This window comes from Geosporobacter subterraneus DSM 17957 (genome assembly GCF_900142145.1).
In the GTDB taxonomy this organism is placed as follows: Bacteria; Bacillota; Clostridia; order Peptostreptococcales; family Thermotaleaceae; genus Geosporobacter; species Geosporobacter subterraneus.
Map to the genome: position 1 here is coordinate 19,352 of NZ_FQZV01000025.1, position 14,150 is coordinate 33,501.

The window sequence follows — 14,150 nt, forward strand, 5'->3', positions numbered from 1 at the left end:
ACATGCTTACCCATATGGATGAAAAAGGAAGAGCTAGAATGGTAGAAGTAGGACATAAAGAAGAAACAAAAAGGGTAGCTGTAGCCAGAGGATCTATCCAAATGGATACTGTTACACTGGAACGAATTCAGGAAGGAAAGATCGCCAAGGGAGATGTGCTGGCGGTAGCACAGGTGGCCGGGATCATGGGAGCTAAGAAAACCAGTGATTTGATTCCCATGTGTCATAATATTTTTATTACCGGTGTAGATATGGACTTCATCATCGATATTCCCAATAATAAAATTCATATCGAGGCTGCTGTGAAGACTACTGGGAAAACCGGGGTAGAAATGGAGGCCCTACAAGCCGTATCAATTGCTGCCTTAACCATATATGATATGTGTAAGGCAATAGATAAAAACATGGTCATTTCAGACATTCGTTTAGTAAAAAAAACCGGCGGAAAATCCGGGATCTATATGAGGGAGGGTGAAGCCATTGACGGGTAAAGTAATTGCCATCAATATTAGCGAGAAGAAGGGTGTACCTAAAAGGACGATCGAGGAAGGATTTTTTGAAATTGACCACGGATTGGTAGGAGATGCTCATGCCGGCAATTGGCATAGACAGGTTAGTTTATTAGGGAATGAGAGCATCGAAAAAATGAAGGCTATAGGCATTGAAGGATTATGTACGGGAAAATTTGCAGAAAACTTAACTACAGAGGGAATTGATCTATGGAAGCTTCCAGTAGGAACAAAGCTGGAGATCGGAGAAACCTTGCAGGAGGTAACACAAATCGGAAAGGAATGCCATACAAAATGTGCGATCTTTCATCAGGTAGGTAACTGTGTAATGCCTACGGAAGGCATTTTTACAAAGGTGCTCAAAGCAGGAAAAATAAAGATAAATGACCTAATAAAAGTGATTGAAGAATAAAGAATTTAGCAGTATAATGGATAAGGTATGTCTTAAATAGACAGCCTTATCCATTTTAATTTTAATCGTAATAGATATAAACTATAGGAGGGGGACAATGTTAAGAAGGGTTCTACAGCATAATAAAAAATTTGTGGAACAGAGAAAGGACCAAGGAGACAATCAATGGATCAGTGGCCATGCTCAAAAAGAAGTGATGATCTTTACATGTATGGACACTCGATTGGTTGACCTTGTGGAGCCAGCCATGGGTTTTAAAAGGGGAGATATTAAAATCCTAAAAAATGCTGGAAATACCATCCGTGAAAACTGTGACGAAATCATTCGTTGTATTTCGCTAGGGGCAATCACAATGGGCATCAAGGAGGTTTTTGTTGTTGGGCACAAGGACTGCGGCATGTGTAAGCTAACGGAAGATGAGCTTCGGGAAAAAATGCTTAGCAGAGGCATCTCCGAGGAAGTTATCCGAGGTGTCAATCTCAAAGAGTGGGCAGGGCTTGTGACAGATGAAGCAGAGAACATAAAGAAGGCCGTAGATAAGATACATGATTCACCCTTTATACCAAAGGACGTGATTGTTCATGGTCTGATCATGGACCCCTATAGCGCAATGTTAGAAGTGATTGTGGATGGGAATCAAGGAAACCCGTCAGTACATATTGTTCCTATGGGTGCGTAAGTAGAATAGGACGACACCCTAAGACAATAGAAAGCAATTTAAACCTATAATTAGCAGAAATAATCTTATAAGCTGCAATGATGAAAGAAAGCTTGAAAGGAGCAGGAAATGGAAAAAAGAATGTTAGTTCCCAAAGAAATTGCTGAGGCAACGATCGCAACCGGAATAGTTAAATCAAAATTAACTATCCTTCAAATGCTGGTGCTAAGTATTTTTGCTGGTGCCTTTATCTCATTTGGAGCACATGGGGCGATTGTAATTTCTCAGACGTTAGCATCAATCGATGCAGGATTGGCAAAGTTTGCCTTTGCAGCTACTTTTCCCGTCGGTCTGATGATGGTTGTCATCTGTGGGGCAGAATTGTTTACAGGCAATACTTTAATGACTTTAGGCGTTCTGGATGGAAAATGCAGTTTCAGCTGTGTATTAAAAAACTGGATTACTGTATATCTTGGAAACTTTATAGGATCTATTCTTGTAGTAATCATGATCTATTACTCCGGGTTGATGACAGGACATGTGGCAGAAAAAGCAGTGGCGATCGCTGCGGCTAAGACCGCAATTCCTCTCGGTCCTATATTGATTCGAGGGATTTTGTGCAATATCATTGTTGTACTAGCTGTATGGATGGCAACGGGAGCAAAGGATGTGATCAGCAAGCTTTTTGCCTGTTGGTTTCCGATCACCCTGTTCGTATTATCCGGATATGAGCACAGTATTGCCAATATGTATTTTATTCCACTAGGCAAACTGCTGGGAGCAAATGTAACCTGGGGGCAAATGTGGATCAACAATATCATTCCTGTAACCATAGGGAACCTGATCGGTGGAGCAGTAATTGTACCATTGGTCTACTATCTGGCCTATATAAGATCTGCCAGTACAGCTGTATCGGCTCCGTCGCCAGCCCCGATCCTAAAGACATTTGCAAAAAATATATAGACAAAAAACCACCTTTTTTCAAAAGGTGGTTTTTTGTCGATTATACAGATCTTAGAATATATTTCTATAGAAGATGTGCAATCAAAGAAAGACTATCAAAGTTAAACCTAAATAAATGTAAACAAAAAAACAATAAATTACTTTTAAAAAAAGTTTGATTATTATATAAATTGTGATACAATTACATTATAAACTGGAAACGTTTCCGGTAACGATACCGAGATCGTTTCCTATGGAGGATGAATTATGGCAAACGCAAATATTAAAGATATAGCAGAGATTGCAGGTGTTGCAATCAGTACAGTTTCTAGGGTAATCAATAATCATCCCGATGTAAGTGAAGAGACAAGAAAAAAAGTAATGGAGATTATTGAGGAGATCAATTATATACCCAATAATAGTGCCAGAAATCTTAAAAGAAGCAATTCTACAGATATTGGCGTTTTGGTCAAGGGTATATACAACCCCTTTTTTGCTAAAATCGTGCAATCGATTGAAGAAGAGGTGGCTGCCCGCGGATACACAATGATTCTGCACTATAATAACGATCATGCCAACGATATTGAGGCAGCAATTGAATTTGTAAAGGAGAAAAAATTAAAGGGACTCATTTGCCTTGGGGGCAATTTCAGTAATCTGCAGGAAGCTCATTTAGAGGATTTGGATACACCTCTTGTTTTGGCCTCAACGGACCTGGAGGAGGACCGCAAAAGACCCTTCTTCTCTAGCGTTACTATTGAAAATGAAAAGGCGGCCTATGAGGCAGTAGATTATCTGTGCAGACTTGGCCACAAAAAAATAGGAATCATTACTACTGGGGAAGAGGATCAATGCGTAGGAAATCTAAGACTAAAAGGTTTCAGGAAGGCAATCGCTCATCACGGAATCTCATATGATGAGAACTATAAGGAAATCGGGGAATATACCTTTGAATCCGGGTTTGATGCACTCAATCGATTGGTTGATAGAGTTGGAGATCTGACGGCAATATTTGTTACCTCAGATATTATGGCTATCGGTGCGGCAAAGGCTATTTTAAACAGGGGGTTGAGGATACCGGAGGATATATCCGTAATGGGATTTGATGGAATTGATTATGCAAAGTTTTTTCACCCCTCGCTTACAACAGTGAATCAGCCTGGAGAATATATGGGTAAAAAGAGTGCAGATATACTCTTCGATATTATTATGAATAATAAAGCCCATCAACATATTATTTTAAAGACAGAACTACTGGAAAGCGAGTCTTGTAAAAAATTGGTATAGGAGGATGGCTATGGCAAAGGTTGTTTTGAGTCAGGTGGAAAAGGTTTACCCCAACGGGTTTAAGGCTGTCCACGGAGTCGATCTGGAAATAAAAGACGGGGAGTTTATGGTACTGGTAGGACCCTCAGGATGTGCCAAATCTACAACCTTGCGGATGATTGCAGGATTGGAAGATATCAGCGGCGGAAAGATTTTCATTGGTGATAGAGAGGTAAACGATATCCCGCCAAAGGACAGAGGCATAGCAATGGTATTTCAGAACTATGCCCTTTACCCTCACATGACAGTATATGAAAATATGGGATTTTCCTTGAAAATTAAGAAGCTGCCCAAGGACCAGATTGATAAGAAGGTGAAGGAAACAGCAAAAATCCTGGGTATAGAGGACCTGCTGCAGCGCAGGCCCAAGGAGCTTTCAGGAGGACAGCGGCAGAGAGTTGCAGTGGGTAGAGCGATCGTCAGAGATCCGGATGTATTTTTATTTGACGAACCTTTATCAAACTTGGATGCAAAACTAAGAGTGCATATGCGGGTACAGCTGTCGCAATTGCACAAAAGATTAAAAACAACCATGATTTATGTCACCCACGATCAGGTTGAGGCAATGACGATGGGAGACAGAATAGCTGTCATGCATTTAGGAAAGGTAATGCAGGTAGACTCGCCATTAAATCTTTATCATTATCCTGCAAATAAGTTTGTAGCTGGGTTTATTGGTTCTCCTTCAATGAATCTCATCGAAGGAGAATTAATTAATAAAAATAACCGTATTGCATTCAAAATGGGGGGGATTGAGCTTACATTACCGGACAGCAAGGGAGAACGCATCAAAGACCATGTTGGAAAGAAAGTTTGGTTTGGAATTCGCCCGGAGCATATTGACTTTACAGAGAGAGAAGAGACCGTACCGCTAAAGGGTAAAATTAGTGTGGTTGAACACATGGGGAATGAATCCTTTGTGCACTTTAGCCTAGGAGATATGCAAATCACAGCAAAACTGGACTCTATGGACTCTATGGGTCTTAGCTACGATGATGAAAAGCACTTTTGCTTCCACATGGATAAGTGTCATATCTTTGATTATGACAATGAATTAAATCTAAGTTTATAAGGATCATAAGAGGGGGATTTCAATGAAAACAACAAAAAGAATAATTGCATTCAGTATGATGGTGATTTTTGTATTGTCCGCTTTCTTACTATCTGCCTGCACTCCAAAGGAGCCGACGCCGCCTGCAGCAGGTGATCAGCCTCCTGCAGCTGAAGAGGTAACACTTAATATCTTCCAATTTAAAGTAGAAATTGCTAAGGAATTAGATGAAGCTGCCAGAGCTTATGAAGCAGAGCATCCAAATGTAAAGATCAATATCCAGACCGTTGGGGGCGGGGATGATTATGGTGCTGCTTTAAGGGCTAAGGTTCAGTCCGGGGAAGAGCCAAATATTTTCAATATCGGCGGACCGCAGGATGTGGAAGATTGGATGACAAGACTCGAAGACTTATCAGACCAGCCTTGGGTAGGGCAGGCACTGGAAGGGGTATTATCCGGAGTAACAGTTGACGGAAAAGTATATGCACTTCCTTTCAACATAGAAGGCTATGGATTTGTATACAATAAGGCAATCTTCGAAGCTGCTGGTATTAATGCTGCGGATATTAAAGATTTCGCAAGCTTAGAAGCTGCCGTAAAGACATTGGATGGTAAGATTAAAGCTGGGGAGTTAAAGGATAAATTCCCGAACTTAAAAGCAGCTTTTGAAGTAGCAGCAAGAGAGACATGGGTAACAGGTTTGCATGCATCCAATACAGCCTTCTCACAAGAATTTCCTAGTTCCCTGGATGCTTATGCAGCTAAGAGTATTGAGTTTAAACATGCAGATGCATTGAAGGCATTATTGGATCTGCAAGCAGATCATTCACCAAATGCAAAATCTAAAGCTAAGTTAAATGCTGTAGACTATGCGACGCAGGTTGATCAGGGAATCGCCATTGAACGCGTAGCAATTATTCAGCAGGGCAACTGGATTTATGGGGGTGTAAAGGCCGTCGATGAAACAGTAGCTAATAATCTTGATATTTTACCAATGCCTGTAAAGGGTGTTAAGGAAGATTCAATCCCAGTGGGAGTACCTATGTATTGGGCAGTAAACAATAAAGGGTCCGAGGCTCAAAAGGCAGCTGCAAAGGACTTCTTAAACTGGCTCTATACCTCTGAAAAAGGTAAGGATTTTATTGTAAATAAGTTTTTCTTTATTCCTCCCCTAAAAGGATATGAAGGCTTAGAGCCTAAAGATCCACTGGGTCAAGCAGTGAAGCGATATGCAGAAGCCGGAAGAACTATGCCTTGGGTTTTCATGGGATACCCAACGGGATGGGGAATGGAAGTGCTGGGTACAGAAATCCAAAAATACTTATCTGGAGATATAAAGTGGGAAGATGCAGTGAAAAATGCTAAAAATCAATGGACTGAAATGAGAAAATAGAAAAGTAATAAATTGGGGGGGGAGCAAAGCCCTCCTCAACCTTTATCATAGGGAGATTATGAGCGGATTATGGCAATAGGAGGATATTATGAAGAATTCAAAATACTGGTTTGGCTTTTTTGTTGGACCGATATTGATTGCATTCTTGATGGTGGTGATTATACCCGCACTATTGGGAATTTATTATTCCTTTACTGACTGGAACGGGATTGTAAACGATGCCAACTGGGTAGGATTGAGGAATTATATTGATATTTTTACAAAGGATAAGGATTTTTTAAATGCATTTTTATTTACAGCAAAGTTTGCTTTTGTATCTGTCATCACCATCAATATAATGGGCTTTGGATTAGCACTCCTTGTGACAAAGGGCATGAAAATGAGCAATGTACTGCGGAGTATTTTCTTTATGCCTAATCTAATCGGAGGATTGATACTTGGATTTGTATGGCAGTTCATTTTTACGAAGGCTTTTGACACGGTAGGTGTAAACTATGGTATAGCTTTCTTAGAAGGGTGGCTTTCCACACCAGCCACGGGTTTCTGGGGTTTGGTGATTCTGATGTCCTGGCAGCTGGCCGGCTATATGATGGTCATTTATATTGCAGCCTTAGAAAATGTACCGGAATCCTTAAAGGAGGCTGCTGAGATTGATGGTGCTTCGCCTTGGCAAAAACTGTTTCATATCACGATTCCTTTAGTGACACCGGCATTTACTGTAGGAATGTTTTTAACCTTATCTAACTCCTTTAAGCTATTTGATCAAAATCTGGCATTGACTAATGGAGGTCCGTTTAAGTCAACTCAGATGCTAGCCCTCAATATTTATTCCACCGCCTTTACTTTTAACCGATTGGGCTTGGCACAGGCAAAGGCAGTAATCTTTTTAATTACAGTGGCAGTGATTACCTTAACACAGCTAAGTTATAACAAAAAGAGGGAGGTAGAAATGTAATGAAGCGCAAGTTCCAGATAGGATGGCCCGTATTAGGTACTTTGTTAGGTGTTTTGTTTTTATCTCCCTTTTATATCGTATTTACAAATTCTCTAAAGACTCAAAAAGGTATTTTTGTGAACGTAATGGGACTTCCTACTAAAGAGTATTTTACTTTCAAAAACTATGTTCAAGCCTTTATCGAACTTGATTTTATAAGATCTTTTTTGAACTCCCTATTGATTACTGTTTCAAGCACTTTGCTGATTGTCATTTTTGCATCCATGGCTGCTTGGATGCTGGTAAGAACAAAGTCCAGATTTAGCACCTTCCTATTCTTTTTCTTTGCAGCAGCAATGCTGATCCCTTTTCAGTCCGTCATGCTGCCGCTGATTAACCTGATGGGAAAATTAGGTCTGTTAAATCGTGTAGGAATCGTCTTTATGTATCTTGGCTTTGGCTCCAGCTTATCTATTATGTTGTATCACGGCTTTATTAAAAGTATACCGGTAGAACTGGAGGAGGCAGCCATCATAGACGGCTGCAATATGTTTCAGGTGTTTTGGTATATCATTTTCCCGCTGCTGAAGCCGATTACCGTTACTGTTTGTATTTTAAACACCATGTGGATTTGGAATGACTTTTTATTACCCCAGCTGGTGATCAACAGACCGGGCTGGCATACGATTCCGCTGAAAATGTTCTACTTTTTCGGACAATATTCGAAACGATGGGATTTAGCTCTGGCTGGACTGGTGATTGCGATGATACCCATTATTCTATTCTACTTTGCAGCCCAAAAGCATATTGTAAAGGGCGTTACACAAGGATCTATAAAATAAAATGAAGGTGAAGGTTATGAAGACATTTAAGATCAATGAGAATATCAAAAAATATCGGTTTGGGAACCCTTTCGAAACCTATAGTGTAGTGCTTGAGGGGATACCAATGCATCAGGATGATATGGATAGACTGATCATTGGGGAGGGTGATCTATTGAGCATAAAATATGAAATGGGAAAAGAGGATATCATATGGGGTCTGGGAGAAAATCAGCGGGGGATGAATAAACGGGGGGGGTTATTTGAGTCCTATTGTGCCGATGACCCTCGTCATACGCCAGATAAGAAATCTTTATACGGAGCCCATAATTTTATCATCATAGACAGTCAAAAGCCCTTTGGACTCTACATTGACTTTCCGGGAAAAATAATTTTCGATATCGGCTTTACCCATAAAGATATTTTACAAATAGAGATGGAAGGAAAGGATGCAGATATCTATATTATAGAAGGCAGCGGTCTTCGTGAGATCAGCAGAGCCTTCTTAAAGCTGATTGGCGAAAGCTATGTTCCCCCAAAGTGGGCCTTTGGATATCAGCAATCCCGGTGGAGCTATCCTGATGAAAAAGCAGTTGAGGAGTTGGCCGATGCTTTTGATCAATACGACATTCCCTGCGATGCTATTTACTTAGATATAGATTACATGGAGAATTTTAAGGATTTTACTATTGATGCTGACAAATTCCCTAATTTTAAGCACTTTGTCCAAAAACTGCGAAAAAAGGGATTTCGTCTGGTACCGATCATTGATGCCGGTGTTAAAATTGAGGCTGGCTATGAGATTTATGAGGAAGGGGTAAAAAAAGAATACTTTTGTGTGGATGAAGAGGATAACCCCTTTGTTGCGGCAGTTTGGCCCGGTCGGGTACACTTTCCAGACTTTCTGAATCCCGCTGCAAGAAAATGGTTTGGGCTTCAATACAAAATACTGACAGATTGCGGCATAGAAGGTTTTTGGAATGATATGAACGAGCCTGCCATCTTCTATACGGAAAGAGGGCTGCAGCAGGCCCTAGAACAGGCAAAGCTGTCTGAAAATCAGAACCTGGATATCTACTCCTTTTTCGCTTTAAAAGATGCCTTCATCCATTTATCCAATCATCCTCTGGACTATCAGAGCTTTTATCACAAGGTTGATGGTAAGCGCATCAACCATCATCAGGTCCATAATCTATACGGTTACAACATGACAAAGGCAGCAGCAGAGGGACTAAAGGAGATCGCCCCCCATAAGCGATTTCTGTTATTCTCTAGAGCTTCCTATATTGGTATGCACCGATACGGGGGAATCTGGACAGGAGATAATCACTCCTGGTGGGAACACATTTTGCTAAATCTAAAGATGCTGCCTGCTCTTAATTTATGTGGATTTCTATATATCGGTGCAGATACGGGAGGCTTTAGCGGGGATACCAATGCACAAATGCTGATCCGCTGGATGCAGCTAAGTCTGTTTACGCCATTATTCCGGAATCATTCGGCAATGGGCACGAGAAGACAGGAGCCCTTTGCCTTTGACGAAGAGAGTATGGAAACCATGCGCAAAATCATTCAATTAAGATATGCACTGATTCCCTATATCTATGGGGAGTATATGAAAGCTGCGCGCCATAAGGATTTATATTTTACTGCCTTAGCCTTTGAATATGAAGATGAGTTTTCTAGAAGGGTGGAAGATCAACTCTTAGTGGGAGAATCAATAATGATTGCTCCCCTTTATCAGGAAAATGCCATAGGAAGATATATATGGCTTCCTGAGGATATGCTTCAATGGCATTTTGATCGGCAGGGTGCGGAGCAGTACGAGATGAAGCACAGGGGACATCATTACATTGAGGCTGACCTAAAGGAGATCCCTATATTTATACGCAAAAACAAGATTTTGGTCATGGGCAGTCACGGAAAAAACATAGATGCCCTAGATCATACCCAGCTTCGTTGTATCGGATTTGTAGAGGATCAGGCCAGCTACTGCTATTATGATGATGACGGTGAGACGGATGAATATAAAAGTGGTATTTACGATGAAATAAGGATCAACATAAAGAAAAAGCATGATGATTATGATATTCATATTGAGAAGAAAGGAAATCCAAGGGTTGAAAAAATCCTATTGGATATTGTGGATCAACAGGGGAGAATTGTGGAAAAAAATGTGATATTGATGTAGATATCTGAATGAAAATGTAGGGGGAAAAATGAAGATGAAAAGAAGCAGTGGTATTTTAATGCATATTACCTCCCTGCCGAGTCCCTATGGAATCGGAACTCTAGGTAAGGATGCCTATGAATTTGTAGATTTTCTGGAAAGGGCTGGACAAAAATTTTGGCAACTGTTACCCTTAGGGCCAACAAGCTATGGAGACTCGCCTTATCAATCCTTCTCTTCCTTTGCGGGGAATCCATACCTAATAGATTTAGATTTGCTGGTACAGGAAGGACTGTTGCAAAAAGAAGATTTTCAGTTTATTCATTTTGGCGAAGATCTAGAAAAAGTAGATTACGAGAAAATATATTTTAGAAAGCTTCCTATATTAAAGAAGGCCTATGAAAAGGGTAAAGAAATATTGGATGATGAGATGGATGCATTTCGCCAGGGACAGGGAAACTGGGTTGAGGATTATGCCCTATATATGGCTGTCAAAAACCATTTTAAGATGAAGCCTTGGAAGGATTGGGGTGATGAAATAAAGAAAAGGGATGAAAAGGCCCTTGACCATTATCGGAGATTATTAAAGGAAGAAATTAATTACTGGGTTTTTTTGCAATATATTTTTTTCAAACAGTGGACGGCATTAAAGGCATATGCCAATAAAAAAGGGATTCGTGTGATTGGAGATATCCCGATTTACGTAGCTGAAGATAGTGCAGACGCATGGGCAAACAGTGAAATATTATACTTGGATGAAGAAAAAAATCCTATCAGTGTAGCAGGATGCCCACCAGATTTTTTCTCTGAGACCGGTCAGCTATGGGGGAACCCTATCTATCGATGGGATGTGTTGGAGAAGAGAAACTATGATTGGTGGATTGAAAGGATTCGTGAAAATCTGAAGCTGTATGATGTGATTCGTATTGATCATTTTAGAGGCTTCGAATCCTATTGGGAAATCCCCTACGGCAGTAAAACTGCTGCCCCAGGACGCTGGGTAAAGGGTCCGGCCATGAAGCTTTTTGATGCAGTAAAGGCTCAATTGGGTAATGTGGACATTATTGCGGAAGACTTGGGCTTTTTAACAGACGAAGTTCTCCAGTTTAGGGTGGATTCAGGATATCCGGGGATGAAGGTATTGCAGTTTGCCTTTGATACTAGGGAAGAAAGCGACTATTTGCCTCACAATTACGATAAAAACTGTGTAGTCTATACTGGAACCCATGACAATGATACGATCATTGGCTGGATGGAAACAGCTTCAAAAGCGGATGTTGCCTATGCGGTGGACTATTTGCATCTAACGGCGGCAGAAGGTTATCATTGGGGATTTATCCGTGGTGCGTGGAGCTCAGTAGGTCAATTGGCTATCGCTCCAATGCAAGACTTCCTAGGGTTAGGCAGCCAGCATCGGATGAATATCCCATCTACGGTAGGGGGAAATTGGCTGTGGCGTGCTAAGAAGGAAGCCTTCACAGAAGAATTGGCAGATAAGATTTATCAATTAACGAAACGATATGGAAGGTAGGGTACGTAGGAATGAATAAAAGAAACTTTATGGATATGGTTGACACCATGCTGAGGGCTGACTTTGGGAAAGGTATAGAAAAGGCATCTAAACAAGAGAAATACTATGCTGTTGCAAAAACCGTGATGACACTGATTGCTGATGATTGGAATCGTACAGAAACTGCATATAAGCAAGGCAAGCAAGCCTGTTATTTGTCTGCTGAATTCTTAATGGGAAGAGCCTTAGGCAACAATCTAATAAATCTTGGCATCTATGAAAATGTAAAAGAAGCCTTAGATAAGTTAGGAATTGATATCCGAGATTTGGAGTCAGCAGAAGAAGACGCGGGATTGGGCAATGGGGGGCTTGGAAGATTGGCTGCTTGTTTCCTGGACTCCTGTGCCACTTTAAACCTGCCGGTAACAGGATATGGTATCCGCTATCGGTACGGAATTTTTAAACAGAGATTTGAAAAGGGATTTCAGGTGGAGGAGGGCGATCACTGGCTTCGCTGGGGAGATCCGTGGTCAGTACCTAGAACAGAGGATCGCGTAGTGGTTGAATTTTCCGATGGAAAGGTGCAGGCAATTCCTTATGATATGCCTATCCTAGGATATGACACAAAAAATATTAATACGCTCCGGCTCTGGCAGGCAGAGCCGATAACAGAATTCGACTTTCAGCTCTTTAATAATCAGAAATACGATCAGGCTGTAAGGGAGAAAAATAGGGCAGAGGATATATCACGAGTATTATACCCCAATGACTCAGAGAAAGAAGGTAAAATATTAAGGTTAAAGCAGCAGTACTTTTTTGTCTCAGCTTCTCTGCAGGATATGATTCGGAGATATAAACAGAATCATGGAAAAGATTTTAGAGAATTTGCACAGTTTCACGCAGTGCAGTTGAATGATACCCATCCGGTGGTTGCTATACCGGAGTTAATGCGCTTACTCACGGACCAGGAGGGAATGCTGTGGGATGAGGCATGGAAGGTTACTGTAAAAACCTTTGCATATACAAATCATACCATTTTGGCGGAGGCTTTGGAACAGTGGGATAGTGCACTATACCGCAAGCTGCTGCCAAGGATATATCAAATCATCCAGCAAATTGACAAACAGTTTGTCAACGAATTAAAAGAGAAAGGCTATAGCAAAGAGCAGATTGAAAAAATGAGAATCATGTCCAAAAATCGCATTCGAATGGCATGGCTGGCTATTTATGGCTGTCATACCACCAATGGAGTTGCGGCTCTGCATACGAAGATTCTCATTGAGTGTGAATTGAAGGATTGGTATGAGCTGTATCCTGAAAGGTTTCAGAATAAGACCAATGGAGTTACTCCCAGAAGATGGCTGTTATTAAGCAATCCAGAGCTGGCTGACTTGATCACAGAGCTCTTGGGAACAAAGGCCTGGATTAAAGATCTAAGTAGGTTAAAAGAATTGGAAAAATATACGGACAATCAGGAAGTATTGGAGCGTTTTATGAAGATTAAGGCTGTAAAGAAAAGACAGCTGGCAGCATATATTCATGATCATGAGGGTATTCTCATTGACCCCAATTCCATTTTTGATATTCAGATTAAGCGGCTCCATGAGTACAAGCGGCAGCTGCTGAACGCTTTCCATATTTTAGATCTCTATTATCGATTAAAGGAAAACCCGGAATTGGAAATTGTGCCACGAACTTTTATTTTCGGAGCTAAGGCGGCCCCAGGATATTACCGGGCTAAGGCGGTCATCAAATTCATTAATGAAATAGCTGTGCTTGTCAACGGCGACCCAGAAATTCATGGTAAGATTAAAGTTGTATTTGTACAGAATTATGGGGTTTCTTATGCAGAAAAATTATTTCCTGCTGCAGATGTATCTGAGCAGATTTCGACTGCGGGGAAGGAAGCCTCCGGTACGGGGAATATGAAGTTTATGCTGAATGGAACGCCTACCCTAGGCACCTACGATGGAGCAAATGTAGAAATCGTTGAGGAAGCAGGCGAAGCAAACAACTTTATTTTTGGTGCCAGAGTGGAAGAACTGGTGGAAATCCAGGATCATTATAACCCAAAGGTTTACTATGAGCAGGTGCCGGGATTAAAGCGCGTAATCGATGCACTGACCGATGGAACCTTTGATGATGGTGGAACCGGTATGTTTCAAGAACTGCATCAATCGATTCTGGAAGGGGCTGCTTGGCATAAAGCGGACAATTATTTTATCTGCAGAGATTTTGAAGACTATCGAAAAGCGCAACAGGCGGTCGATCTTGCGTATCGGCAGCCTCTGGAGTGGGCGAAAAAGTGTTGGTTGAATTTAGTTAATTCAGGTAAGTTTAGCACCGATCGTACTATTGATGAATATGCTAAAAAAATATGGCATATTGAACCAAATAAGATATAGATCGTAGTTTCTCTCCCAT

The 14,150-nt window shown here is 41.0% G+C and carries 12 protein-coding genes; all 12 read left to right on the top strand.

Annotation, left to right across the window (positions count from 1 at the left end):
* Positions 1-2 precede the first annotated feature (2 nt).
* The 12 genes from moaC (at position 3) to BUB56_RS10290 (ending at position 14,131) form a co-directional block, all read left to right on the top strand.
* Positions 3-491 carry a cyclic pyranopterin monophosphate synthase MoaC gene (gene moaC / locus BUB56_RS10235; RefSeq protein ID WP_110941224.1) on the top strand — a complete coding sequence of 163 codons (489 nt, stop codon included), beginning with the start codon at positions 3-5 and terminating at the stop codon, positions 489-491.
* Positions 481-921, top strand: coding sequence for an MOSC domain-containing protein (locus BUB56_RS10240; protein WP_110941225.1), 441 nt, complete (start codon positions 481-483; stop codon positions 919-921). Before moaC ends, BUB56_RS10240 begins: the two co-directional genes overlap by 11 nt.
* A 97-nt stretch (positions 922-1,018) precedes the next feature.
* Positions 1,019-1,600 (top strand): beta-class carbonic anhydrase, encoded by a 582-nt coding sequence (locus tag BUB56_RS10245; RefSeq protein ID WP_110941226.1) that lies wholly within the window; start codon positions 1,019-1,021, stop codon positions 1,598-1,600.
* Between the two features lie 108 nt (positions 1,601-1,708).
* Positions 1,709-2,542 carry a formate/nitrite transporter family protein gene (locus BUB56_RS10250; RefSeq protein ID WP_110941227.1) on the top strand — a complete coding sequence of 278 codons (834 nt, stop codon included), beginning with the start codon at positions 1,709-1,711 and terminating at the stop codon, positions 2,540-2,542.
* A 246-nt stretch (positions 2,543-2,788) separates the two neighbouring features.
* On the top strand, positions 2,789-3,808 hold the full coding sequence (locus BUB56_RS10255) for a LacI family DNA-binding transcriptional regulator (RefSeq protein ID WP_110941228.1): 1,020 nt from the start codon (positions 2,789-2,791) through the stop codon (positions 3,806-3,808).
* A 10-nt stretch (positions 3,809-3,818) separates the two neighbouring features.
* The gene (locus BUB56_RS10260) at positions 3,819-4,919 is read left to right on the top strand and encodes an ABC transporter ATP-binding protein (RefSeq protein WP_110941229.1); all 1,101 of its coding nucleotides are present in this window, start codon (positions 3,819-3,821) and stop codon (positions 4,917-4,919) included.
* 22 nt (positions 4,920-4,941) lie between these two features.
* Positions 4,942-6,291 (top strand): ABC transporter substrate-binding protein, encoded by a 1,350-nt coding sequence (locus tag BUB56_RS10265; RefSeq protein ID WP_110941230.1) that lies wholly within the window; start codon positions 4,942-4,944, stop codon positions 6,289-6,291.
* Between the two features lie 88 nt (positions 6,292-6,379).
* Positions 6,380-7,246 carry a carbohydrate ABC transporter permease gene (locus BUB56_RS10270; RefSeq protein WP_110941231.1) on the top strand — a complete coding sequence of 289 codons (867 nt, stop codon included), beginning with the start codon at positions 6,380-6,382 and terminating at the stop codon, positions 7,244-7,246.
* On the top strand, positions 7,246-8,067 hold the full coding sequence (locus BUB56_RS10275) for a carbohydrate ABC transporter permease (RefSeq protein ID WP_110941232.1): 822 nt from the start codon (positions 7,246-7,248) through the stop codon (positions 8,065-8,067). Before BUB56_RS10270 ends, BUB56_RS10275 begins: the two co-directional genes overlap by 1 nt.
* Before the next feature lie 16 nt (positions 8,068-8,083).
* Complete coding sequence (locus BUB56_RS10280; protein ID WP_110941257.1) at positions 8,084-10,237, top strand: TIM-barrel domain-containing protein; 2,154 nt, start codon at positions 8,084-8,086, stop codon at positions 10,235-10,237.
* 34 nt (positions 10,238-10,271) lie between these two features.
* Complete coding sequence (malQ, locus tag BUB56_RS10285; protein WP_110941233.1) at positions 10,272-11,747, top strand: 4-alpha-glucanotransferase; 1,476 nt, start codon at positions 10,272-10,274, stop codon at positions 11,745-11,747.
* A gap of 11 nt (positions 11,748-11,758) precedes the next feature.
* Positions 11,759-14,131 (top strand): glycogen/starch/alpha-glucan phosphorylase, encoded by a 2,373-nt coding sequence (locus tag BUB56_RS10290; RefSeq protein WP_110941234.1) that lies wholly within the window; start codon positions 11,759-11,761, stop codon positions 14,129-14,131.
* Positions 14,132-14,150: the final 19 nt, after the last annotated feature.

Bases quoted from the DNA above. Each gene is read 5' to 3' on its own strand.
- moaC (WP_110941224.1), top strand. From the start codon at position 3: ATGCTTACCCATATGGATGAAAAAGGAAGAGCTAGAATGGTAGAAGTA.
- BUB56_RS10245 (WP_110941226.1), top strand. From the start codon at position 1,019: ATGTTAAGAAGGGTTCTACAGCATAATAAAAAATTTGTGGAACAGAGA.
- BUB56_RS10250 (WP_110941227.1), top strand. From the start codon at position 1,709: ATGGAAAAAAGAATGTTAGTTCCCAAAGAAATTGCTGAGGCAACGATC.
- BUB56_RS10255 (WP_110941228.1), top strand. From the start codon at position 2,789: ATGGCAAACGCAAATATTAAAGATATAGCAGAGATTGCAGGTGTTGCA.
- BUB56_RS10260 (WP_110941229.1), top strand. From the start codon at position 3,819: ATGGCAAAGGTTGTTTTGAGTCAGGTGGAAAAGGTTTACCCCAACGGG.
- BUB56_RS10265 (WP_110941230.1), top strand. From the start codon at position 4,942: ATGAAAACAACAAAAAGAATAATTGCATTCAGTATGATGGTGATTTTT.
- BUB56_RS10270 (WP_110941231.1), top strand. From the start codon at position 6,380: ATGAAGAATTCAAAATACTGGTTTGGCTTTTTTGTTGGACCGATATTG.
- BUB56_RS10275 (WP_110941232.1), top strand. From the start codon at position 7,246: ATGAAGCGCAAGTTCCAGATAGGATGGCCCGTATTAGGTACTTTGTTA.
- BUB56_RS10280 (WP_110941257.1), top strand. From the start codon at position 8,084: ATGAAGACATTTAAGATCAATGAGAATATCAAAAAATATCGGTTTGGG.
- malQ (WP_110941233.1), top strand. From the start codon at position 10,272: ATGAAAAGAAGCAGTGGTATTTTAATGCATATTACCTCCCTGCCGAGT.
- BUB56_RS10290 (WP_110941234.1), top strand. From the start codon at position 11,759: ATGAATAAAAGAAACTTTATGGATATGGTTGACACCATGCTGAGGGCT.